The sequence below is a fragment of the Streptomyces sp. BYX5S genome (assembly GCF_054724165.1).
This window is the reverse complement of sequence record NZ_CM138829.1, coordinates 6861541-6878520: the sequence shown is the minus strand read 5'-3', so window position 1 is coordinate 6878520 and position 16980 is coordinate 6861541. Positions and strand designations below refer to the sequence as shown.

Below are 16980 nucleotides of genomic sequence, written 5' to 3'. Positions count from 1 at the left end.
CGCACCAGTACGTCCCCGGAACCGTCACCCGTGCAACCATCGTCGCTACCCGGAAGTCCCCAACCCTAAGCACGCGAGACTAGGGTGTGGGGCTGAGATGGCCAGCGATACCTGTGGGGAAGCCCGTGCGTGAATACCTGCTGACGCTCTGCATCACGGCCGCGGTGACCTATCTGCTCACAGGCCCGGTGCGGAAGTTCGCGATCGTGGCCGGCGCCATGCCGGAGATCCGTGCACGTGACGTGCACCGGGAACCCACGCCGCGGCTCGGCGGTATCGCCATGTTCTTCGGCCTGTGCGCGGGCCTGCTCGTCGCCGATCACCTGACCAACCTGGACAAGGTCTTCGAGTCGTCGAACGAGCCGCGGGCGCTGCTGTCCGGGGCGGCTCTCATCTGGCTGATCGGCGTCCTGGACGACAAGTTCGAGATCGACGCCCTCATCAAGCTCGGCGGCCAGATGATCGCCGCGGGCGTGATGGTCATGCAGGGCCTGACGATCCTGTGGCTGCCGATCCCGGGTGTCGGGACGGTGTCCCTCACCCAGTGGCAGGGGACGCTGCTCACCGTCGCGCTCGTCGTCATCACCATCAACGCCGTGAACTTCGTCGACGGCCTCGACGGCCTCGCGGCGGGCATGGTCTGCATCGCCGCCGCGGCGTTCTTCCTGTACGCGTACCGGATCTGGTACGGCTACGGCATCGAGTCCGCGGCACCGGCCACGCTGTTCGCGGCGATCCTCATGGGCATGTGTCTGGGCTTCCTGCCGCACAACATCCATCCGGCCAGGATCTTCATGGGCGACTCGGGCTCCATGCTCATCGGCCTCGTCCTCGCGGCCGGCGCGATCTCCATCACGGGCCAGGTCGACCCGGACGCGCTCAGGCTGAACCTCGGCGGCTCGACGCGTGACACCACGCACGCGATGCTCCCGGTCTTCATTCCGCTGCTGATGCCGCTGACGATCATCGCGATCCCGTTCGCCGACCTGGTGCTCGCGATCGTGCGCCGCACGTGGAACGGGCAGTCGCCGTTCGCCGCGGACCGCGGCCATCTGCACCACCGGCTCCTGGAGATCGGTCACTCGCACTCCCGCGCGGTGCTGATCATGTACTTCTGGTCGGGCCTCATCGCCTTCGGCGCGGTCGCCTACTCGGTGCACTCCGCGTCCGGGATGTGGGTGATGCTCTCCATCGTGGCGCTGAGCTTCGTCGGCCTCGTGCTGCTCCTGCTGCCGCGCTTCACGCCCCACGTGCCGCGCTGGGCCCAGCACTTGGTGCCGCCGCGCTACCGGCGCCCGGACCCGCGCACCGCGTCGGCGGACGGGGCGGAGGAAGCCGCCGAGCCGTCCGAGAGCGCCGAGGGCGAACCGGACCGTGGCCGGATTCCGGCGGGTGTCAACGGCGCGACCGCGATCGGCGCCCGTTCGCGCTTCACGGATCGGCGTAAGGCCGGATCGTCCCGTTGACGCGGAGAGCCCGACACCTGAAATGGGCTCAATACCAGACATGTTGACGTCGCGGGCGCACAGACGCGCAGAATCCCCCTCACGTGTGACGGTTAGCACACCTTCTAGGTAAAGACCGCATCAAATAGTTTGTGATACCGTTCACGAAGCCGGGGGAAGGACCGAAAGGCCGTAGTGCGACGGCCATTTGGCCCGAATCGGACTACTGAATTCCCGGACTACGCTCGTCCATGACGACACCCTGCCCCACACCAGTAAGCGGAGTTGCCGCCATGCCGTCCAATGACGCACGGACCCTTCTTCACACCGTCGTACCCACCGCCGCCGCGGGCGTGATTGCCGCGGTGATCAGTGGTGTGGTTGCGGGCGGCAAGGGGGCCATCGGTGCGCTGGTCGGTGCTCTGGTCGTGATCGCCTTCATGGGCCTCGGGCAGGTCGTGCTGATCCGCACGGCAAAATCGCTTCCGCAGCTGTTCCAGGCGATGGGGCTGATGCTCTACGTCGCCCAGCTGCTGCTGCTCATGATCTTCGTGGCCCTCTTCAAGGACACGACCCTGTTCAACCCCAAGTCCTTCGCCGTCTCTCTGGTCGTCTCGACCGTTGTGTGGATGGCGGCCCAGGCCCGTGCCCACATGAAGGCCAAGGTTTTCTATATCGACCCCGAGGCGGCGCCCGGTTCCAAGGGGACCGGGACCAGTGAGAAGGCCGAGAAGTCCGGGTCGTCGTCGTGAGAGGTAGGGCCGGGATAAGCGCCCGTTCGTCGGGCTGCTATCGTCCGGTGCCAACTGCGGCATCGCTGGCGCGGGCACGAGAGCTGACGCCTGCACGATCGCGAGGCTCACTGCCTGCCCGCCGCCCCCACACCCGAAACACCAGACCGGTGCCGATCCGCGGCTGCGCGCCGCACCGACACAACGAGGTTGCCGTACTTATGCGTCACGCCGAAGGAGCCCGCGGTGAGTGCTGACACGACCCAGCTCGCCTTTGACTGGAGCTGTCGGATCATGTCCGACAACGGATGCGGCTTCCCGGCACCGGGCCTGCACTCCTTCCTGTTCGAACCGATCGCCGATTTCGGCTGGTTCTACTTCAACAAGGTGATGCTGCTCGCCCTGCTCACCACGATCGTCATCTGTGTTTTCTTCTTCTTCGCGTTCGGCCGCTCCAAGGTCGTCCCGGGCAAGATCCAGATGATCGGTGAGGCCGGCTACGACTTCGTGCGCCGCAACATCGTCTACGAGACGCTGGGCAAGCGCGAGGGCGAGAAGTACGTCCCCATCATGGTCTCGCTGTTCTTCTTCATCTGGATCATGAACGTCTGGTCGGTCATTCCGCTGGCCCAGTTCCCGGTCTCGTCGGTCATCGCCTACCCGGCGATCCTCGCGGCCATCGTGTACCTGATCTGGGTTCCGCTGACCTTCAAGCGCCACGGTTTCGTGGGTGGTTGGAAGAACATCACCGGCTACGACCCGACGCTCGGCCCGATCAAGTGGCTGGTCTCGTTCATCGAGTTCTTCTCGAACCTGCTGGTCCGCCCGTTCACGCACGCGGTCCGACTCTTTGCGAACATGTTCGCGGGTCACCTGATGCTGGTGATGTTCACCGTCGCCTCCTGGTACCTGCTGAACAGCTGGATGATCCCGGCCGCCGGTGTCTCCTTCGTCATGACCATCGCCATGGTCCTCTTCGAGCTTTTCGTCCAGGCCGTTCAGGCGTACGTCTTCGTCCTCCTGGCCTGCACGTACATTCAGGGCGCTCTCGCCGAGCACCACTGAGCCCCACCCGTCCAACCACCCCAGGTCGTCCGGTGGCCAACCCCCACCGGTTCGTAAAGAAAAGGAAGTAACGGCATGTCCGCGTCCATCGAACTCGCCGCTGGCGTCACCGGCTCCCTCGGTTCCATCGGTTACGGTCTCGCCGCGATCGGCCCCGGCATCGGCGTCGGCATCGTCTTCGGTAACGGCACCCAGGCCCTGGCCCGCCAGCCCGAGGCCGCCGGCCTGATCCGCGCCAACCAGATCCTCGGCTTCGCCTTCTGTGAGGCGCTCGCCCTCATCGGCATCGTTATGCCGTTCGTGTTCGGTCAGTAATCACCGCTACTGACTGACACTTTCGACGAAAGGCACTGATGTGATCGCCAACCTGGTTGCACTCGCGGCCGAGGAGAAGCAGAACCCGCTTCTCCCGCCCGGTCCCGAGCTGCTCGTCGGCACCATCGCCTTCGCCATCGTCTTCTTCGTCTTCGCGAAGAAGCTCCTTCCGCGCATCAATCAGACGCTGGAAGAGCGCCACGCGAAGATCGAAGGCGGTATCGAGAAGGCCGAGGCGCTTCAGACCGAGGCCCAGAGCGTGCTCGAGCAGTACAAGGCTCAGCTCGCCGAGGCCCGGCACGAGGCCGCGCGGCTGCGCCAGGAGGCGCAGGAGCAGGGTGCCGCGCTCATCGCCGAGATGCGTGCGGAAGGCCAGCGGCAGCGTGAGGAGATCATCGCCGCCGGTCACTCCCAGATCGAGGCCGACCGCAAGGCCGCCGCTCAGGCGCTGCGTCAGGACGTGGGCCAGCTGGCCACCGACCTGGCCGGCAAGCTGGTCGGCGAGTCCCTCGAGGACTCCGCCCGGCAGTCGCGCACGATCGACCGCTTCCTCGACGAACTCGAAGAGAAGGCAGAGGCTGCTCGATGACCGCCCACGGAGCGAGCCGCGAGGCCCTGGTCGCCGCGCGCGAGCGTCTGGACGCGCTGACCGACAACACGTCGGTCGACGCCAAGGCGCTCGCCGGTGACCTGGCCTCGGTGACCGCGCTGCTTGACCGCGAGGTCAGCCTGCGGCGGGTCCTGACCGACCCGGCGCAGGCCGGCGAGGCCAAGGCCGAGCTCGCGAGCCGCCTGCTCGGCGGCCAGGTCGGCGGCGAGACCGTCGACCTGGTGTCGGGCCTGGTCCGCTCCCGGTGGTCGGCCTCCCGCGACCTGGTCGACTCCCTGGAGGAGCTGGCCAACACCGCGGACCTGACCGCGGCGCAGAACTCCGGCGACCTCGACGACGTCGAGGACGAGCTGTTCCGGTTCGAGCGGATCGTCGGCTCCAACCCGGAGCTGCGCGCCGCCCTGACCGACAAGTCGGCCTCGGCCTCGGCCAAGGGCGACCTCGTGAAGCAGCTGCTCGACGGCCGGGCCAAGCCCACCACCGAGCGGATCGTCGGCCGTCTTGTGACCGCGCCGCGGGGACGTAGCCTGGAAGCGGGACTCGAGTCCCTCTCCAAGCTCGCCGCCGAGCGTCGCGAGCGCATGGTGGCGGTCGTCACCACCGCGGTGCCGCTGAGCGACGCACAGAAGCAGCGCCTGGGCGCGACCCTGGCGAAGCTCTACGGGCGCCAGATGCACCTGAACCTGGACGTGGACCCCGAGGTCCTCGGCGGGATCAAGGTGCAGGTGGGCGACGAGGTCATCAACGGCTCCATCGCGGACCGCATCGAGGAGGCCAGCCGCCGTATGGCCGGCTGACCGCACACCACCTCAACACGTACGACTACGGCCCTAGTTGGGCCGTGCAGAGGATTCCTGGGGGCTGACCCCAGACCCCCCAAGAACACTTCGGGCCCAACAAGGAGAGCAGGGAACCCAGATGGCGGAGCTCACGATCCGGCCGGAGGAGATCCGGGACGCGCTGGAGAACTTTGTCCAGGCGTACAAGCCGGACGCGGCCTCGCGCGAGGAGGTCGGTACGGTCACCCTTGCCGGCGACGGCATCGCGAAGGTCGAGGGCCTTCCCTCGGCCATGGCCAACGAACTGCTGAAGTTCGAGGACGGCACCCTCGGACTCGCGCTCAACCTGGAAGAGCGCGAGATCGGCGCCATCGTCCTCGGTGAGTTCAGCGGCATCGAGGAGGGCCAGCCGGTGCAGCGCACGGGCGAGGTCCTGTCCGTCGGCGTCGGCGAGGGCTACCTCGGCCGCGTCGTCGACCCGCTCGGCAACCCGATCGACGGCCTCGGCGAGATCGAGACCACCGGTCGCCGCGCCCTCGAGCTGCAGGCCCCGGGCGTCATGGCCCGTAAGTCGGTGCACGAGCCGATGGAGACCGGCTACAAGGCCGTCGACGCGATGACCCCCGTCGGCCGTGGTCAGCGTCAGCTGATCATTGGTGACCGCCAGACCGGCAAGACCGCCCTGGCCGTCGACACGATCATCAACCAGCGCGACAACTGGCGCACCGGCGACCCGAAGAAGCAGGTCCGCTGCGTCTACGTCGCCATCGGCCAGAAGGGCTCCACCATCGCCTCCGTGCGTGGTGCGCTCGAAGAGGCCGGCGCGCTGGAGTACACGACCATCGTCGCCGCCCCGGCGTCCGACCCGGCCGGCTTCAAGTACCTGGCGCCGTACACCGGCTCGGCCATCGGCCAGCAGTGGATGTACGACGGCAAGCACGTCCTCATCATCTTCGACGACCTCTCGAAGCAGGCCGACGCCTACCGCGCCGTGTCCCTGCTGCTCCGCCGCCCGCCGGGGCGCGAGGCCTACCCGGGTGACGTCTTCTACCTGCACTCCCGTCTGCTCGAGCGCTGCGCCAAGCTCTCGGACGACATGGGCGCCGGTTCGATGACGGGTCTGCCGATCGTCGAGACGAAGGCGAACGACGTGTCGGCGTTCATTCCGACCAACGTCATCTCCATCACCGACGGCCAGTGCTTCCTTGAGTCCGACCTGTTCAACGCCGGCCAGCGTCCGGCCCTGAACGTCGGTATCTCGGTGTCGCGTGTGGGTGGTTCCGCCCAGCACAAGGCCATGAAGCAGGTCTCCGGCCGCCTCCGTCTGGACCTGGCCCAGTACCGCGAGCTGGAGGCGTTCGCCGCCTTCGGTTCCGACCTGGACGCCGCGTCGAAGTCGCAGCTGGAGCGTGGACAGCGACTGGTCGAGCTGCTGAAGCAGGCTCAGTACCAGCCGATGGCCACCGAGGACCAGGTCGTCTCCATCTGGTCGGGCACCACCGGCAAGATGGACGACGTGCCGGTCGCCGACATCCGCCGCTTCGAGAAGGAGCTTCTTGAGTACCTGCACCGCAAGGAGCAGGGCCTCATGACCTCCATCAAGGAGGGCGGCAAGATGTCGGACGACACGCTCTCGGCCGTTGCCGACGCCGTTGCCGACTTCAAGAAGCAGTTCGAGACCTCGGACGGCAAGCTTCTGGGCGAGGACGCTCCGGCCGTCAACGTCTCCAAGTGACGTAAGGAAGGGACCTGACTCATGGGAGCCCAGCTCCGGGTCTACAAGCGTCGCATCCGATCCGTCACCGCGACCAAGAAGATCACCAAGGCGATGGAGATGATCGCCGCCTCGCGCGTCGTCAAGGCGCAGCGCAAGGTGGCGGCCTCCACGCCCTACGCGACCGAGCTCACGCGCGCGGTCACGGCGGTGGGGACGGGGTCGAACACCAAGCACCCGCTGACGACCGAGGCCGAGACGGCGACCCGCTCCGCGGTTCTCCTGCTCACCAGTGACCGCGGTCTGGCCGGCGCCTTCAACGCCAACGCGATCAAGGCAGCCGAGGCGCTCACGGACGAGCTGCGGGCCGACGGCAAGGAGGTCGACACGTACATCGTCGGCCGCCGTGGTCTGGCCCACTACAACTTCCGCGAGCGCAAGGTCGTGGAGTCGTGGTCGGGCTTCACCGACGAGCCCACGTACGCGGACGCCAAGAAGGTCGCGGCGCCGCTGATCGAGGCCATCGAGAAGGAGACGGCGGAGGGCGGCGTGGACGAGCTCCACATCGTCTACACCGAGTTCGTCTCGATGATGACGCAGACGGCCGTCGACGGTCGGCTGCTGCCGCTCAGCCTCGAAGAGGTGGCGGAGGAGTCCAAGGCGTCCGGCAAGGGCGACGAGATCCTTCCGCTGTACGACTTCGAGCCGTCGGCGGAGGACGTCCTCGACGCCCTGCTGCCGCGCTACGTCGAAAGCCGTATCTACAACGCGATGCTCCAGTCGGCTGCCTCAAAGCACGCCGCCACGCGCCGCGCGATGAAGTCGGCCACCGACAACGCGGGAGAGCTGATCAACAACCTCTCCCGTCTTGCCAACGCGGCCCGCCAGGCCGAAATCACCCAGGAAATCAGCGAGATCGTCGGTGGCGCCAGCGCCCTGGCCGACGCGACCGCGGGGAGTGACAAGTAATGACCACCACTGTTGAGCCGACCGCTCCTGCTGGCGTGGCCACTGGCCGCGTCGCGCGGGTCATCGGCCCGGTCGTCGACGTGGAGTTCCCCGTCGACGCGATGCCGGACATCTACAACGCCCTGCACGTCGAGGTCAACGACCCGGCGCAGGACGGCGCGAAGAAGACCCTGACGCTCGAGGTCGCGCAGCACCTCGGTGACGGCCTGGTCCGCGCGATCTCCATGCAGCCCACCGACGGTCTGGTCCGCCAGGCCCCGGTGACCGACACCGGCAACTCCATCACCGTGCCGGTCGGCGACTTCACCAAGGGCAAGGTCTTCAACACCCTCGGCGAGGTCCTGAACGTCGACGAGCAGTACACGGGCGAGCGCTGGGGCATCCACCGCAAGGCTCCGAACTTCGACGAGCTCGAGTCGAAGACCGAGATGTTCGAGACCGGCATCAAGGTCGTCGACCTTCTCACCCCGTACGTCAAGGGTGGAAAGATCGGCCTCTTCGGCGGTGCCGGCGTCGGCAAGACGGTGCTCATCCAGGAGATGATCTACCGCGTCGCCAACAACCACGACGGTGTCTCCGTGTTCGCCGGTGTCGGTGAGCGCACCCGTGAGGGCAACGACCTCATCGAGGAAATGGCCGACTCGGGCGTCATCGACAAGACCGCGCTGGTCTTCGGTCAGATGGACGAGCCGCCGGGCACCCGTCTGCGCGTGGCCCTCGCGGGTCTGACCATGGCGGAGTACTTCCGCGATGTGCAGAAGCAGGACGTGCTGTTCTTCATCGACAACATCTTCCGCTTCACGCAGGCCGGTTCCGAGGTCTCCACGCTGCTCGGCCGCATGCCGTCCGCGGTGGGTTACCAGCCGAACCTCGCCGACGAGATGGGCCTCCTCCAGGAGCGCATCACCTCGACGCGTGGTCACTCGATCACGTCCATGCAGGCCATTTACGTGCCCGCGGACGACCTGACCGACCCGGCCCCGGCGACCACCTTCGCCCACCTCGACGCGACGACGGTGCTTTCCCGTCCGATCTCCGAGAAGGGCATCTACCCGGCCGTGGACCCGCTGGACTCGACGTCCCGCATCCTCGACCCGCGGTACATCGCGGCGGACCACTACAACACCGCGATGCGCGTCAAGAACGTCCTTCAGAAGTACAAGGACCTTCAGGACATCATCGCGATCCTCGGTATCGACGAGCTCGGCGAGGAGGACAAGCTCACCGTCCACCGCGCCCGTCGTGTGGAGCGCTTCCTGTCGCAGAACACCCACGTCGCCAAGCAGTTCACCGGCGTCGACGGTTCGGACGTTCCGCTGGACGAGTCGATCACCGCGTTCAACGCGATCATCGACGGCGAGTACGACCACTTCCCGGAGCAGGCGTTCTTCCTGTGCGGTGGCATTGAGGACCTCAAGGCCAACGCCAAGGAGCTCGGCGTCTCCTGAGCCCCGTAGCTCAGGGAGGGCCGGGGGTATGTCCCGGCCCTCCCACCACGCCCACTAGACTTTGAACCGACACCCGGCAGCGAGTGCCGCCGGGTGGTGACCCGAGGAGCCCACCTTGGCTGCTGAGCTGCACGTCGAGCTCGTCGCCGCGGACCGCAGTGTCTGGTCCGGCGAGGCCACCCTGGTCGTCGCGCGTACCACGTCCGGCGACATCGGCGTCATGCCCGGTCACCAGCCGCTGCTCGGTGTGCTGGAGTCGGGGCCCGTGACGATCCGCACGACGGACGGTGGCACGATCGTGGCGGCTGTCCACGGCGGTTTCATCTCGTTCGCCGACAACAAGCTGTCCCTGCTGGCCGAGATCGCCGAGCTTTCGGACGAGATCGACGTCCAGCGGGCGGAGCGGGCGCTGGAGCGCGCGAAGGGCGAGGCGGACGCCTCGGCCGAGCGTCGTGCCGACGTCCGACTGCGTGCGGTGGCGGCGCGCTGAATCCAGCGAGCCCAGTGACGTACCTCAGCCGCGGCCCAGGCCGGAGATAATCTCCGGACCGGGTCGCGGCTGAGGCGATCTACAACTGTTTTGCTGTTCCGTTATCGGTCGAGAAGCGAGGAGGTCGGTGAAGATGGTCCTCGTTCTCGTGCTGTGCGTAGTCGCGGTCGTCGTACTCGTGGTGGTGGGGTTGGTCGCCTTCGGGGTGCGGCGGCGGCTCATTCAGCGGTCGGGCGGTACGTTCGACTGTTCGTTGCGGTGGGACGCGCCGGCGCCGGATGCGGTGGACACCTCCGGCAAGGGGTGGGGGTACGGCATCGCCCGCTACAACGGGGACCGGGTGGAGTGGTTCCGGGTGTTCTCGTACGCGCCGCGGCCCAAGCGGATCCTTGAGCGGGCGGCGATCGAGGTGACCGGGCGGCGGGCGCCCGAGGGGGAGGAGGAGCTGGCGCTTCTCTCCGATGCGGTGGTGCTCGCGTGCACGCATCGCGGTACGCGTCTTGAGCTCGCCATGAGCGACGACGCGCTCACCGGTTTCCTGGCGTGGCTGGAGGCGGCGCCTCCCGGCCAGCGGGTCAACGTGGCGTAGCCCCCCTGCAAAGACGTCCTCAATCGCCGGACGGACTCCGCATCACATGGAGAAGCCGGGCGCACGGGGGGCGTTCCCGTGGGCCCGGCTTCGTTCGGGGGTTACTTCAGGCCGGAGTTGATGGCCGTGACCAGTTCGCCGTTGGCGGTGTCACCCGAGAACTCCCAGAAGAACGCGCCGCCCAGGTTCTGGGACTTGGCCCACGCCATCTTCGAGGCGATCGTCGCGGGCGTGTCGTACGACCACCAGTCGGACCCGCAGTGCGCGTACGCCGTCCCGGCCACCGTGCCGTTCGCCGGACACTTGGTCTTGAGGACCTTGTAGTCCTCGATGCCCTGCTCGTACGTGCCGGCCGCCGGGCCCGTCGCCGTACCGCCCGGCTCCTTCTGCGTGACGCCGGTCCAGCCGCGGCCGTAGAAGCCGATGCCGAGCAGCAGCTTGGACGCCGGGACGCCCTGCGCCTTCAGCTTGGCGATCGCGTCGGCCGAGGTGAAGCCCTGCTGCGGGATGCCGGAGTACGAGGTGAGCGGGGAGTGCGGGGCGGTCGGGCCCTTGGCCGCCCACGCGCCGAAGAAGTCGTAGGTCATGACGTTGTACCAGTCGAAGGACTGGCCGGCGCCCGCGTAGTCGTTCTTCTCGATCTTGCCGCCCGCCGAGGCGTCGGCGGTGATCGCCGCCGTCACGAGGTTCTGCGAACCGAACTTGGAGCGCAGCGCCGTCGACAGCTTCTTCAGGGCGTCCTGACCCGACGTGTCGCACGTCAGACCGCACGCGTTGGGGTACTCCCAGTCGATGTCGATGCCGTCGAAGACATCGGCCCAGCGCGGGTCCTCGACCAGCTTGTAGCAGGAGTCGGCGAACGCGGCCGGGTTCTTGGCGGCCTCACCGAAGCCGCCGGACCAGGTCCAGCCGCCGAACGACCAGAGGATCTTGATGTTCGGGTGCTTGGCCTTCAGCTGGCGCAGCTGGTTGAAGGCGCCGCGCAGCGGCTGGTCCCAGGTGTCGGCCTGGCCGGAGACGGAGTTGGCGGCCGTGTAGGCCATGTCCGTGTCGGCGTAGGCGTCGCCCATCGTGCACTTGCCGCCCTGGACGTTGCCGAAGGCGTAGTTGATGTGCGTGATCTTCGACGCCGAGCCCGACGTCTCCAGGTTCTTGGGGTAGTACTGGCGGCCGTAGACGCCCCAGTTCGTGAAGTAGCCGAGGTTCACCTTGCCGCCGGTGCCCGGCTCACCCGGGTCCGTGCCGCCCCCGGTGGTGCGCACCTTGACCGAACCGGACACCGGGCCCGTCTGGTCGGCGGTGTCGCGGGCCTGGACCGTGTACGAGTAGTCCGTGCCGGCCTTCAGCCCGGTGTCGGTGTACGACGTGCCGGTCACCGTGGCGACCTTGGCCCCGTCGCGCAGCACGTCGTAGTTCTTGACGCCCTTGTCGTCGGTGGCGGCGGACCAGGTCAGCTTGGCCGAGGTGTCGGTGATGCCGGAGGCGGTCGGGGTGCCGGGCGCTGAGGGTGCCGCGTCGCCGGGGACGTCGCCGCCGTCGCAGGAGGCGCCGTTGAGCTTGCAGCCGGTGGGGGCGCCGGAGCCGGAGCCGTTGAAGCCGAAGGAGACCGAGGCGCCGGGGGCGAGCGTCCCGTTCCAGGAGAGGTTCTTGGCGGTCCAGTGGTCGGCGGAGTTGGTGACGCTCGCGTCCCAGGCCGAGGTCACCTTGGTGCCGGAGGGGAAGTCCCACTCGACGGTCCACGAACTGACCGACGTGGTACCGGAGTTCTTGATCGTCCACTTGCCCTCGAAGCCGCTGCCCCAGTCCTGGGTCTTGGCGTACGTGGCGGTGACGGCGGTGGCCTCGGCGGCGGCGTGGGAGGGGGTGGCGAGGCCGACGAGTGCGGCGGCGGGCAGTGTGAGCGTCGCGAGTGCCGCGGTCGCTCTGTGCCGAAGTCTTCTTCGGGGTACGTCGGTTGAGTGCATTCGGTGCTCCTCGGGTGGTCCGGGGTCCGTGATGGGGGTGGAACCCTGCGACGCCCATGAGCACCGGAAGTGGGGGGTGTGCTCACCGCAGTGCGGCGAGAATAGAAAGGTCTGGACCAGCGGTCAAGGTCTAAACCAATCACGGCTTTCGGCCAACTTCGCGCGCCAGCACCGCGGCCTGCACCCGGCTGCGCAGATTCAACTTGCCGAGCAGGCGGCTGACATGGGTTTTCACCGTGGCCTCGGCCATGTCGAGCCGGCCCGCGATCTCCGCGTTGGACAGGCCCTCGCCGAGGCGGTCGAGCACCTCCCGCTCGCGACGCGTGAGCGTCTCCAACTCCGGTGGAGGAGCGACCGGTTCGGCGCCGGAGGGCCGGGCGAACTCGGCGATCAGGCGGCGGGTGACCGCGGGCGCGATCAGGCCCTCGCCCCGTGCCACCGCCCGGACGGCCGACAGCAGGTCCTGGGCGTCGGTGTTCTTCAGCAGGAACCCGGCCGCCCCCGCGCGCAGTGCCCCGAACACGTACGCGTCGAGGTCGAAGGTGGTCAGGACCAGCACGTCGGCCAGCCCCTCCTCGACGACCGCGCGCGTGGCCGACACCCCGTCGAGACGCGGCATCTGCACGTCCATCAGGACCAGGTCGGGCCGCACCTCCCGGGCCAGCTCCAGCGCCCGCTCGCCGTCCTCCGCCTCGCCCACGACCTCGATGTCGGCCGCGCTGTTCAGGATGAGCACGAGCCCGGCCCGTACGGCGGACTGGTCCTCGGCGACGAGTACGCGGATCACTCGGTGACTCCTTCCAGGGGGAGGCGGGCGCGCACCCGCCAGACCGTGCCGTCCGGGGCGCCGGGCCCCGCCTCGAACGTGCCGCCGAGCAGCGCCGCCCGCTCCCGCATCCCGACGAGCCCGGCCCCGGACCCCGGCGCGCGCGGCCCGTCGCCCCGCTCCCCGCGCGGGCTGTCGATCCGCACCTCGACGCATCCGTCCGTGCGGTCGACGGCCACCGTGACGCGGCCGGGCCCCGCGTGCTTGAGCGCGTTCGTGAGCGACTCCTGCACGATGCGGTACGCGGCCAGGTCGATCGGCGCGGGCAGGCCGGTGACGGCGCCGGACACGGCGAGTTCGATGTCGAGGCCGTTCGCGCGGGACTGCTCGACCAGCGCGGCGAGGCCCGCCAGGGTGGGCGCGGCGGCCGGTTCGGTGCCCTCGCCCGCGTCCCGCAGGATGCCGATGAGGCGGCGCATCTCGGCGAGGCCGTCGACGCTGTTCTCGCGGATCGTCCGCAGCGCCGTACGCGTCGTGTCCGGGTCGTCGAGGGAGAGCGCGGCCGTGGAGTGGATCGCGATCGCCGACAGATGGTTCGCCACCATGTCGTGCAGCTCGCGGGCCATCCGCGCGCGCTCCGCCGTCACGGCCTGCGCCCGGTCCATCTCGGCGAGCAGCGCCGTCTGTTCGGCGCGCAGCCGCTCGGCCGCCGCCTTGTCCCGGTGGCCCCGCATCAGCACGCCGGTCGCCGCGGGCCCGAACGAGACGACTCCGGCGGCCACGCCGACCAGCACCGCCTCGGGCTCCTGCCACCAGGCCAGCAGGCCGAGCGTGGTGACGGCCGTGAGCAGGCCTGTGATCACCGGGAGGCGGCGGGCCGTGCCGGGCGTGCCGTACAGCGCGGCGGCGTACACGAGGTCCGTGAACATCAGCAGCGTGGCCAGGCTGCCCTGGGTGCACTGGTCGAGGACCAGGGCGCCCGTCCCGGCGAGCAGGGCGAACCGCGGCCGGGTGCGGCGCAGCAGTTCCAGGGCCGCCATGACGACGAGCGGGACGAGCAGCCACGCGCCGTCGAACAGCCGCCCCGTGTTCATGCCCAGCCCGATCCCCCACAGCACGAGACCGCCGAGCAGCCCCACGGCGGCGATCAGGACGTCGTCGCGGTGCGGGCGGGGGAGTGCGCGGTGCATGCCCCCATCCAACACGTACGGCCCGGTCCGGGCATGGTGCCGGGGGACGAGCGGGGCGGCGGCGCCACTACATCGAAGGATGCAGTCCCACTTCGTCATGCACGACGACGATCACGGCCCGTCCGGCAGGGAGGCTGGAAGCGGGGAAGGGGAAACCGAGAGGAGCCCACCGTGATCGTCACGCTGATCGTCGTCTGCGAGATCGGCTTCTGGGTGCTGCTGGCCGCGGGTCTATTCGTCCGTTACGCCCTGGGCATGCGCCGGGCGGGCCTCGCGCTGCTGCTGCTCGAACCGCTCTTGGAGGTCGTCCTCCTCGTCGCCACCGCCGTCGACCTCAAGAACGGCGCGGACCCCAGCTGGAAGCACGGCCTGGCCGCGCTCTACATCGGCTACACCGTCGGCCACGGCCACCGCACCGTGAAGTGGCTCGACGGGCACGCCGCGCACCGCATCGGCGGCGGCCCGCCCCCGCCGAAGCCGCCCCGCTACGGCATGGCGCGCGCCCGCCACGAGGGCCGGGTCTGGCTCGGCTCGGTGACGGCCGCCGCCGTCGCGAGCGGCCTGCTGCTGCTCGCCATGTGGTACGTCGACGACCCCGGCCGCACCGGCTCGCTCCAGAGCTGGACGTGGGTCGCCTGGCGCGCGGCGGGCATCCACGGCCTGATCGCCCTGTCGTACGCGATCTGGCCGAAGAAGGCACCGGCGGAGCTGCCGGAGCGGGAGCGGGTGGGCTAGCGCTCGCCGCCCGGCACCCACAGCACGTCCCCGACCTCCTTGTTCGCGATCCGCGCCAGGATGAACAGGAGGTCGGAGAGGCGGTTCAGGTACGTCGCGGTGAGCGGGTTCATCGTCTCGCCGTGCACCTCCATCGCGGCCCACGTCGACCGCTCCGCGCGCCGTACGACCGTGCATGCCTGGTGCAGCAGCGCGGCGCCCGCGGTGCCGCCCGGCAGGATGAACGACCGCAGCTTCTCCAACTGCTCGTTGAAGTGGTCGCAGTCCGCCTCCAGCTTGTCGACGTAGAACTGCTCGACGCGCAGCGGCGGGAACTCCGGGTTCTCGACGACGGGCGTGGACAGGTCGGCGCCCACGTCGAACAGATCGTTCTGCACGCGCACGAGCACCTTCACCACCTCCTCGTCGAGGCCGCCGAGGGCGATCGCCGTGCCGATGACGGCGTTGGCCTCGTTGGCGTCCGCGTACGCCGAGATCCGCAGATCGGTCTTGGCGGTACGGCTCATGTCACCGAGGGCGGTGCTGCCCTTGTCTCCGGTACGGGTGTAGATACGCGTCAGATTGACCATGCGACCAGCCTAGTTACGCCACGGCCGCCCGGAAGCCGCGTGTGCCGACCGTCACGGCGAGCGCCGCGAAGGCGAGCGCGACCAGCACTCCGTAGAGCATGTTCGCCGTCGCGTAGTGACCGACGTACGCGTCCCGCATCGCGTCCACGAGGTAGCGCAGCGGCATCACGTGCGAGAGGCCGTCCAGCCACCCCGGCGCGAGCGCCATCGGCAGCATCAGGCCGGACAGCAGCATCGACGGCATCGTGACCGCGTTGATGACGGGTCCGAACTCCTGCGGCGTCCGGGCCCGGAAGGCGAGCGCGTACGAGAGGGAGGCCAGGGAGAGCGTCAGGAGCGCCACGAAGGCGAAGCCGACGAGGATGCCCGCGAGTGGCGCCCGCAGGCCCATCGCCAGCGCCACGAGCACGAGCAGTACGGCCTGGAGGAGGAACAGCGCGGTGTCCCGCAGGACGCGGCCGAGCAGCAGCGCGAGCCGGCTCACGGGTGTGACCTGCATCCGCTCCACCACCCCGTGGTGCTTCTCCATGATGATGCCGAAACCGCAGAACGCCGCACCGAACAGGGCGAGTTGGAGCAGCAGCCCCGGTACCAGGACCTGCCATGAGCTGCCCGCGGAGGCGAGCGGGAGGCCGGTGAGGAGCGGGCCGAACAGCAGCAGGTACAGCAGCGGCATCAGGATGCCGAAGAGCATCTGGAAACGGGAGGAGAGGGTCTGGCGGGCGTAGCGGCCGAAGATGATCGCGGTGTCGGAGGCGAGGGTTCTCATGTCGCTCACACCGCCACCGGGGCCGTGTCCACCGGCGCCGGTCCGCGCCCGGTGATCGCCAGGAAGGTGTCCTGGAGGCTCGCGTCGGCCGCCCCGCCGTACCGCAGCTTGAGCGCGTCCGGCGTGCCCTCGGCGGCCACGACGCCCTTGTCCACCACGACGATCCGGTCCGCGAGTGCGTCCGCCTCGTCGAGGTAGTGCGTGGTGAGGAAGACGGTCGTACCGAACTCGGCGCGCAGCCGCCGCACCAGGTCCCACAGGTCGGCGCGGCTGCCCGGGTCGAGCCCGGTCGTCGGCTCGTCGAGGAAGAGCACCTCGGGTCGGTGCACGAGCCCCATCGCGATGTCGAGGCGGCGCCGCTGCCCGCCGGAGAGCGCGGCGGTCCTGCGCTCCATCAGGCCGGCGAGGCCGAGCTCGGCCGCCAGCTCATCGGCCCGCGCCGCCGCTCGCGGCTTCGTCAGGCGGTACAGGCGGCCCTGCGTGACCAGCTCCTCGCGTACGGAGACGGTCGGATCCACGCCGCCGGACTGCGCGACGTAGCCGACCGCGCGCCGCACACCCGCCGGGTCCCCCACGAGGTCGTGACCGGCGACGGTGGCCGCGCCGCCGCTGGGCGCGAGCAGGGTGGTGAGCATGCGCAGGGTCGTGGTCTTGCCGGCGCCGTTCGGACCGAGGAGGCCGAGGATCTCGCCCGGCTCGACGCGCAGGTCGATGCCGCGGACCGCTTCCACCGGCCCCTGTTTGGTCTGGAAGGTCCGGGTGAGTCCGGACGTGCTGATGACTGCCATGCGAGCCAGAAAAACAGAGTCACTGAAATTTTGCAATGCCCCCA

18 protein-coding genes are annotated in these 16980 nt (G+C 69.0%); 12 read left to right on the top strand and 6 right to left on the bottom strand.

Going from position 1 to position 16980, the window contains the following annotated elements; all coding sequences use genetic code 11:
- Positions 1–125 precede the first annotated feature (125 nt).
- From ACYBSK_RS30935 to ACYBSK_RS30885, 11 genes are all read left to right on the top strand, one after another.
- A complete protein-coding gene (locus ACYBSK_RS30935; RefSeq protein ID WP_460244082.1) occupies positions 126–1466 on the top strand; it encodes an MraY family glycosyltransferase in 1341 nt (446 codons plus the stop codon).
- A 272-nt stretch (positions 1467–1738) separates the two neighbouring features.
- Positions 1739–2197 carry a hypothetical protein gene (locus ACYBSK_RS30930; protein WP_457480538.1) on the top strand — a complete coding sequence of 153 codons (459 nt, stop codon included), beginning with the start codon at positions 1739–1741 and terminating at the stop codon, positions 2195–2197.
- Between the two features lie 273 nt (positions 2198–2470).
- Complete coding sequence (atpB, locus tag ACYBSK_RS30925) at positions 2471–3241, top strand: F0F1 ATP synthase subunit A (RefSeq protein WP_457480537.1); 771 nt, start codon at positions 2471–2473, stop codon at positions 3239–3241.
- 75 nt (positions 3242–3316) lie between these two features.
- Positions 3317–3556 carry an ATP synthase F0 subunit C gene (atpE, locus tag ACYBSK_RS30920; protein WP_457480536.1) on the top strand — a complete coding sequence of 80 codons (240 nt, stop codon included), beginning with the start codon at positions 3317–3319 and terminating at the stop codon, positions 3554–3556.
- A gap of 40 nt (positions 3557–3596) precedes the next feature.
- Positions 3597–4145 (top strand): F0F1 ATP synthase subunit B, encoded by a 549-nt coding sequence (locus tag ACYBSK_RS30915; RefSeq protein ID WP_457480535.1) that lies wholly within the window; start codon positions 3597–3599, stop codon positions 4143–4145.
- Positions 4142–4963 carry a F0F1 ATP synthase subunit delta gene (locus ACYBSK_RS30910; protein ID WP_457480534.1) on the top strand — a complete coding sequence of 274 codons (822 nt, stop codon included), beginning with the start codon at positions 4142–4144 and terminating at the stop codon, positions 4961–4963. The genes ACYBSK_RS30915 and ACYBSK_RS30910 overlap by 4 nt, the downstream gene beginning before the upstream one ends.
- Positions 4964–5084: 121 nt before the next feature.
- The gene (gene atpA, locus ACYBSK_RS30905) at positions 5085–6680 is read left to right on the top strand and encodes a F0F1 ATP synthase subunit alpha (RefSeq protein ID WP_457480533.1); all 1596 of its coding nucleotides are present in this window, start codon (positions 5085–5087) and stop codon (positions 6678–6680) included.
- A gap of 21 nt (positions 6681–6701) precedes the next feature.
- The gene (locus tag ACYBSK_RS30900; RefSeq protein ID WP_460244081.1) at positions 6702–7628 is read left to right on the top strand and encodes a F0F1 ATP synthase subunit gamma; all 927 of its coding nucleotides are present in this window, start codon (positions 6702–6704) and stop codon (positions 7626–7628) included.
- Positions 7628–9076 (top strand): F0F1 ATP synthase subunit beta, encoded by a 1449-nt coding sequence (atpD, locus tag ACYBSK_RS30895; RefSeq protein ID WP_457480531.1) that lies wholly within the window; start codon positions 7628–7630, stop codon positions 9074–9076. The genes ACYBSK_RS30900 and atpD overlap by 1 nt, the downstream gene beginning before the upstream one ends.
- Before the next feature lie 115 nt (positions 9077–9191).
- On the top strand, positions 9192–9566 hold the full coding sequence (locus ACYBSK_RS30890; RefSeq protein WP_457480530.1) for a F0F1 ATP synthase subunit epsilon: 375 nt from the start codon (positions 9192–9194) through the stop codon (positions 9564–9566).
- A gap of 133 nt (positions 9567–9699) precedes the next feature.
- Positions 9700–10155: a DUF2550 domain-containing protein gene (locus ACYBSK_RS30885; protein WP_457480529.1), complete on the top strand. Its 456-nt coding sequence runs from the start codon at positions 9700–9702 to the stop codon at positions 10153–10155.
- Between the two features lie 101 nt (positions 10156–10256).
- Here the strand turns inward: ACYBSK_RS30885 and ACYBSK_RS30880 are convergent, their stop codons facing one another.
- The 3 genes from ACYBSK_RS30880 to ACYBSK_RS30870 form a co-directional block, all read right to left on the bottom strand.
- On the bottom strand, positions 10257–12119 hold the full coding sequence (locus tag ACYBSK_RS30880) for a glycosyl hydrolase family 18 protein (RefSeq protein ID WP_457480528.1): 1863 nt from the start codon (positions 12117–12119) through the stop codon (positions 10257–10259).
- Positions 12120–12258: 139 nt separating this feature from the next.
- The gene (locus tag ACYBSK_RS30875) at positions 12259–12906 is read right to left on the bottom strand and encodes a response regulator (protein ID WP_457480527.1); all 648 of its coding nucleotides are present in this window, start codon (positions 12904–12906) and stop codon (positions 12259–12261) included.
- On the bottom strand, positions 12903–14075 hold the full coding sequence (locus tag ACYBSK_RS30870) for a sensor histidine kinase (protein ID WP_460244080.1): 1173 nt from the start codon (positions 14073–14075) through the stop codon (positions 12903–12905). The genes ACYBSK_RS30875 and ACYBSK_RS30870 overlap by 4 nt, the downstream gene beginning before the upstream one ends.
- 171 nt (positions 14076–14246) lie before the next feature.
- On the opposite strand from ACYBSK_RS30870, the gene ACYBSK_RS30865 reads away from it, so the two are divergent.
- Positions 14247–14810 (top strand): hypothetical protein, encoded by a 564-nt coding sequence (locus ACYBSK_RS30865; protein ID WP_457480525.1) that lies wholly within the window; start codon positions 14247–14249, stop codon positions 14808–14810.
- Here ACYBSK_RS30865 and ACYBSK_RS30860 read toward each other — a convergent pair.
- The 3 genes from ACYBSK_RS30860 to ACYBSK_RS30850 are packed head-to-tail and all read right to left on the bottom strand — an operon-like array spanning position 14807 to position 16936.
- Entirely contained in the window at positions 14807–15379 is a 573-nt protein-coding gene (locus ACYBSK_RS30860; RefSeq protein WP_460244079.1) for a cob(I)yrinic acid a,c-diamide adenosyltransferase, read from the bottom strand. The two genes, ACYBSK_RS30865 and ACYBSK_RS30860, sit on opposite strands and share 4 nt — an antisense overlap.
- A gap of 13 nt (positions 15380–15392) precedes the next feature.
- Positions 15393–16148, bottom strand: a complete 756-nt coding sequence (locus ACYBSK_RS30855) for an ABC transporter permease (protein WP_457481912.1) — start codon at positions 16146–16148, stop codon at positions 15393–15395.
- A 5-nt stretch (positions 16149–16153) separates the two neighbouring features.
- Positions 16154–16936, bottom strand: a complete 783-nt coding sequence (locus ACYBSK_RS30850; RefSeq protein ID WP_460244078.1) for an ABC transporter ATP-binding protein — start codon at positions 16934–16936, stop codon at positions 16154–16156.
- Between the last annotated feature and the right edge of the window lie 44 nt (positions 16937–16980).

What these genes read in the sequence shown, in the direction of transcription:
- ACYBSK_RS30930 (WP_457480538.1), top strand. Translation starts at nt 1,739, where the DNA reads ATGCCGTCCAATGACGCACGGACCCTTCTTCACACCGTCGTACCCACC.
- atpB (WP_457480537.1), top strand. Translation starts at nt 2,471, where the DNA reads ATGTCCGACAACGGATGCGGCTTCCCGGCACCGGGCCTGCACTCCTTC.
- atpE (WP_457480536.1), top strand. Translation starts at nt 3,317, where the DNA reads ATGTCCGCGTCCATCGAACTCGCCGCTGGCGTCACCGGCTCCCTCGGT.
- ACYBSK_RS30910 (WP_457480534.1), top strand. Translation starts at nt 4,142, where the DNA reads ATGACCGCCCACGGAGCGAGCCGCGAGGCCCTGGTCGCCGCGCGCGAG.
- atpA (WP_457480533.1), top strand. Translation starts at nt 5,085, where the DNA reads ATGGCGGAGCTCACGATCCGGCCGGAGGAGATCCGGGACGCGCTGGAG.
- ACYBSK_RS30900 (WP_460244081.1), top strand. Translation starts at nt 6,702, where the DNA reads ATGGGAGCCCAGCTCCGGGTCTACAAGCGTCGCATCCGATCCGTCACC.
- atpD (WP_457480531.1), top strand. Translation starts at nt 7,628, where the DNA reads ATGACCACCACTGTTGAGCCGACCGCTCCTGCTGGCGTGGCCACTGGC.
- ACYBSK_RS30885 (WP_457480529.1), top strand. Translation starts at nt 9,700, where the DNA reads ATGGTCCTCGTTCTCGTGCTGTGCGTAGTCGCGGTCGTCGTACTCGTG.
- ACYBSK_RS30880 (WP_457480528.1), bottom strand. Translation starts at nt 12,119, where the DNA reads ATGCACTCAACCGACGTACCCCGAAGAAGACTTCGGCACAGAGCGACC.
- ACYBSK_RS30870 (WP_460244080.1), bottom strand. Translation starts at nt 14,075, where the DNA reads ATGCACCGCGCACTCCCCCGCCCGCACCGCGACGACGTCCTGATCGCC.
- ACYBSK_RS30860 (WP_460244079.1), bottom strand. Translation starts at nt 15,379, where the DNA reads ATGGTCAATCTGACGCGTATCTACACCCGTACCGGAGACAAGGGCAGC.
- ACYBSK_RS30855 (WP_457481912.1), bottom strand. Translation starts at nt 16,148, where the DNA reads ATGAGAACCCTCGCCTCCGACACCGCGATCATCTTCGGCCGCTACGCC.
- ACYBSK_RS30850 (WP_460244078.1), bottom strand. Translation starts at nt 16,936, where the DNA reads ATGGCAGTCATCAGCACGTCCGGACTCACCCGGACCTTCCAGACCAAA.